Source organism: Armatimonas sp., assembly GCF_043760365.1.
Classification (GTDB): Bacteria; Armatimonadota; Armatimonadia; order Armatimonadales; family Armatimonadaceae; genus Armatimonas.
On the sequence record NZ_JAYUPA010000640.1, the window covers coordinates 1 to 4,101 of the forward strand.

Annotated in this window: 4 protein-coding genes; 3 read left to right on the forward strand and 1 reads right to left on the reverse strand. The window is 60.0% G+C overall.

Annotation, left to right across the window (positions count from 1 at the left end):
* The first annotated feature begins 69 nt into the window (after positions 1 to 69).
* From ACH2EH_RS14670 to ACH2EH_RS14680, 3 genes are all read left to right on the forward strand, one after another.
* Positions 70 to 1,488 carry a TolB family protein gene (locus tag ACH2EH_RS14670; RefSeq protein WP_395142789.1) on the forward strand — a complete coding sequence of 473 codons (1,419 nt, stop codon included), beginning with the start codon at positions 70 to 72 and terminating at the stop codon, positions 1,486 to 1,488.
* Between the two features lie 231 nt (positions 1,489 to 1,719).
* Positions 1,720 to 2,511 (forward strand): class I SAM-dependent DNA methyltransferase, encoded by a 792-nt coding sequence (locus ACH2EH_RS14675; RefSeq protein WP_395142790.1) that lies wholly within the window; start codon positions 1,720 to 1,722, stop codon positions 2,509 to 2,511.
* Entirely contained in the window at positions 2,502 to 3,374 is an 873-nt protein-coding gene (locus tag ACH2EH_RS14680; protein ID WP_395142791.1) for a GNAT family N-acetyltransferase, read from the forward strand. The genes ACH2EH_RS14675 and ACH2EH_RS14680 overlap by 10 nt, the downstream gene beginning before the upstream one ends.
* On the opposite strand, the gene ACH2EH_RS14685 is transcribed toward ACH2EH_RS14680, so the two are convergent.
* Positions 3,371 to 4,101, reverse strand: a 731-nt coding sequence (locus ACH2EH_RS14685) for a GNAT family N-acetyltransferase (RefSeq protein WP_395142792.1), incomplete at its 5' end; no start/stop codon positions are given. The two genes, ACH2EH_RS14680 and ACH2EH_RS14685, sit on opposite strands and share 4 nt — an antisense overlap.

A 4,101-nucleotide genomic window follows, 5' to 3' on the forward strand; every position in this document is an offset into this window, starting at 1 on the left:
CGAGCGATTCCTGGATCTTCAAATTCAAGGGCATTACGCTATTGTATCTTTTCTGGTATACCCAAGAGCATGGAAACATCCCTTGGAATCTTTGAGGATAACGGCGATATTGGCAATGTTGTCCACTCCGGCGAAGCACACTTTGACAGCAACACGGGTTGCTACACCATCACGGGCAGTGGTAAGAACATGTGGGCGCATCAGGACACGTTTCGCTATCTCTGGCGCAAGGCTGTAGGAGACATTACCCTCAGCGCCGATGTCGCCTTTGTCGGGGAGGGTGTTGAGCCCCACCGCAAAGCCGGGATTGTCTTTCGCCAGAGCCTGAATGCGGAGTCGGCGTACGTGAGCGCCGTGGTGCACGGCGACGGGCTGACCTCGCTCCAGTTCCGCTTGACTAGGGGCGGGCCTACGCAGGAAGTGCAGGCTGCCGTCGCCGCACCAAAAACGATCAAGCTGGAGAAGCAAGGCAAGTACATTCGGCTCTACACCGACGGTGCGTTCTCAGGCGCGGCAGTCGCGCTGGAGTTAACCGAGCCGTTCTATATTGGTCTTGCTGTCTGCTCGCACAACGAAAACGTCAGTGAGACAGCGATTTTCTCAAATGTCGGGCGGGGGGTGCCTGCCATTCCCACCAATGGGCCGACCGCGCTCTACAGTACGCTGGAGACAATTGCCATTGCCTCGACGGACAGAAAAGTACGCTTGTGCCAGAAGGCGCACTTTGAAGCGCCCAACTGGCTCCCAGACAACAGTGCGTGGCTCTACAACGCGGGCGGGCTGATCTATAAACTGCCGATTCGTAGCGATGGCGAGGCTGAACAGATTGACACAGGGTTTGCGACACGCTGTAACAACGACCACGGCGTCACGTTCGATGGGCAGACGCTTATCATCAGCGATCAGTCGCAAAACGGCAAGTCGCGTATCTACACGCTCCCGATCACCGGCGGCACTCCCAGGCTGATAACTCCCAACTCCCCGAGCTACTGGCACGGCGTCTCCCCCGATGGTCAGACGCTCGCCTACTGCGCCCAGCGGGGCGGGCAGTTCGATATCTACACCATCCCCATCACCGGTGGCGACGAAACCCAGCTCACGAACGTCCCTGGCCTCGACGATGGCCCGGAGTTCTCCCCCGACGGAAAATACATCTACTTCAACTCCGAGCGCACGGGCAAGATGCAAGCGTGGCGGATGCGGGCCGACGGCAGCCAGCAAGAGCAGCTCACGTTTGATACGCGCAACAACTGGTTCCCCCACGTCTCGCCCGATGGCCGCAAGATGGCCTATCTCAGCTACGAGCCCGATGTCACCGGCCACCCGCCTGGGAAAGATGTTGCGCTACGGCTCATGGACTTAGAAACTCAAAATATCACCACACTGGCTTGCTTTTACGGCGGTCAGGGGACGATCAATGTCAACTCCTGGTCGCCCGACAGTCGCCAGCTCGCCTTTGTCACCTACCAGAACATTCCCACTACCTAGGAGAACCGAACCATGCCGTTTCGTAAACCTGGCCCCAGCGCATGGCTGATTGGCTTGGCGACAACGGCTGGATGAAGAAAGCGTAAGGCCATCTCCCGCTCGCCCCTTCGGGCCATCTCCCGCTCGCTTAGGCTCGCTGCCCTCTTCCCCTGTTGCTCGTTCCTCGCGGGAAGAGGGCCAAACGAAGGTGTTGGTTGAGCAGATGAGTCTATCTATTCGATAAAGCCATCAATGGATAACCAACCCGACTACGACTACTACGGCCTCGTGGCCCATACCTGGGATCTGCACCGCGCCAGCGCGGAGAGCTGGAGCGATGGCGTTCTCTATCGAGAACTGGCCGAGCGCTACGGCCAGCCTGTTCTTGATCTTGGCTGCGCGACCGGGCGCATTCTCCTGCCCTATTTGGAGCGTGGCATTGACACCGACGGCGTGGACAACTCCCCGGAGCTGCTTGAGATCTGCCGCCAGAAAGCCGTGGCGCGTGGCCTCTCTCCCCATCTCTATGAACAGAGTATTGTGACGCTCGATCTACCGCGCCGCTACAAAACGATCCTTGGCTCCTCAAGTGTCTTCCAGCTCATCACCGACGAAGCCGAAGCGCTGCAAACTCTCAAGCGCATCTTTGCACATCTCGAACCCGGCGGAATTTTTGTGACGTCGTTTTCCTTCGAGTGGCGCGAGGGCGATGCACTCGAATCGGACTGGCACCCTCACTTTGAAGTCACACGCCCTAGCGACGGCGCAACCATCCGCTCGTTTTGCCGCGAGTGGCATGAACCTAAGAAGCGTCTCTGGCACGCCGAGCAGCGCTTCGAGGTTGAGAAAAAGGGTGAGGTTGTCGCCACCGAGCACCACATCAACTCCCCAGAGGGCCGCTCGTACACGCAAGCGCAAGCCATTGCTCTCTTCGCCGACGCTGGCTTTGTAGAAATCCGCGCCCTCCACGAGTTCACCCACGAACCCGCCCTGCCCGATGACCGACTTTTTTGTATCGTCGGAGAAAAGCCCACATGCGCATAGTCTGCGCGACAAATCTTACGCCAGAGCAGCGCGCGGATGCCGACGCACTGATTGCCGCTTGCCAGGGCCACGACGGCATTGACCCGGGACTCTATCAGGAAGCGGCGAGCCCGGCGCAAGACGGCGGCTTGAGCCAGTTTCTGTGCTATGAGGACGGGCAACTCGTCGGGATTTTCCAGATTTCTTCCTGGAGCGAGCAGGAAATCGTCGGGCTGGTACACCCTGACTGCCGACGCCATGGGATCGGGCGAGCGCTCCTAGAGTCCGTCCGGCGCGAGTGTCTACGGCGAGGTAGGAAGACATTCCTGTTGGTTAGTGAAGCGGCTTCGCCCTCGGGTAGTGCCTTCGCGGAGGCGCTGGGCGGACGCAGAACCCACTCGGAGTACCGCCTGCTTTTGAACCCGGAGCAGGTTCGTCCTGCCCCGCCCCGCCCGCAACGCCTCACCGTGCGCCGTGCCTTCGCCGACGACACCGAGACACTGGTCCAGCTCATGGCAGAGTCGTTTGGAAGCGAGATAGAAAAGTGCCGTGGTAAGATCGTCGCCTGGCTCGCCGATCCGCTCCAGCACTTTTATATTGGCATGTCTGATGGCAATGCCATCGGAATCGTGCGCGTGAATTTCTGGGAAAAGTTTGCTTGTCTCAACTCGTTTGGTGTTCTGCCCGCGCTCCAGGGCAAGGGCTACGGGCGACAGATTTTGGCAGGGGTGATTCAGAACCTACTGACAGAACAGTGGCAAATTTTGATTGAGGTGGAGAGCGAAAACGACAATGCTCTGCATCTGTACCTCTCGTCCGGTTTCACTCCCATAGCGACCTATCACTACTACGAGGTGGTTTGCCTAGCAGCAGTAACTTGCTAAACCGCGTTATCTGGAGGGAGCATAGAGTCGAGCGCTGTCCCGACTTGCTGAAAGCCTAGCCGTCCGTAGACCCGTGCGACACTCTCATCGGCGGCGCTGAGAAAGATACACGTGCAGCCGCGTGTGAACGCATCTTGCACCAGCGCGGTGGTGATGGCGCCCGCCAAGCCCTTGCGCCGCCACTCCAATGCCGTGCCGATTCCTGCCACCTCGGTCGTCTGTCCCACGGGCGAGTGCCCGCCCGCCGCCACGGGCTTGCCGTCCACAAAGGCCGCGATTACGCACGCGCCCCGCTCCAGCATCCCACGAAGCATCGCGCCATCGGCCTCGGCGGGATTTCCTCCATACGCAGCGGTGATCACTGCCTCGACAGATTGCGCTTCCGAAAGCGTCATGGCACGTACCTCGGCAAGGACACTTGCCTCAGGGCGAAAGCTCTCCGCCGTCACGACTTGCAAAGGACACGGTGTGGGCGCGGGAAATCCCGCCTCAATAAGCTGCGCCGCCAGCTCCGGGTTCAGCTCCTCCAGATACTCCCAGCGCGGACGGCGACCCCGTGCGAGAAACGCCGCACGCATGGCCGCGATGTCGCCCTGGGTTCCCGGTCGCTCCCCACGCACCGGGCGTGCATAGGAAATCTCGGGCATGTCCGAGTCGCGGCGAAAGTAGAGCTGGTACGGCCCGATCCGCTCGACATCACATGCCTGCGCCGGAGCCGCGTCGAGAT

Bases quoted from the DNA above. Each gene is read 5' to 3' on its own strand.
- ACH2EH_RS14670 (WP_395142789.1), top strand. From the start codon at position 70: ATGGAAACATCCCTTGGAATCTTTGAGGATAACGGCGATATTGGCAAT.
- ACH2EH_RS14675 (WP_395142790.1), top strand. From the start codon at position 1,720: ATGGATAACCAACCCGACTACGACTACTACGGCCTCGTGGCCCATACC.
- ACH2EH_RS14680 (WP_395142791.1), top strand. From the start codon at position 2,502: ATGCGCATAGTCTGCGCGACAAATCTTACGCCAGAGCAGCGCGCGGAT.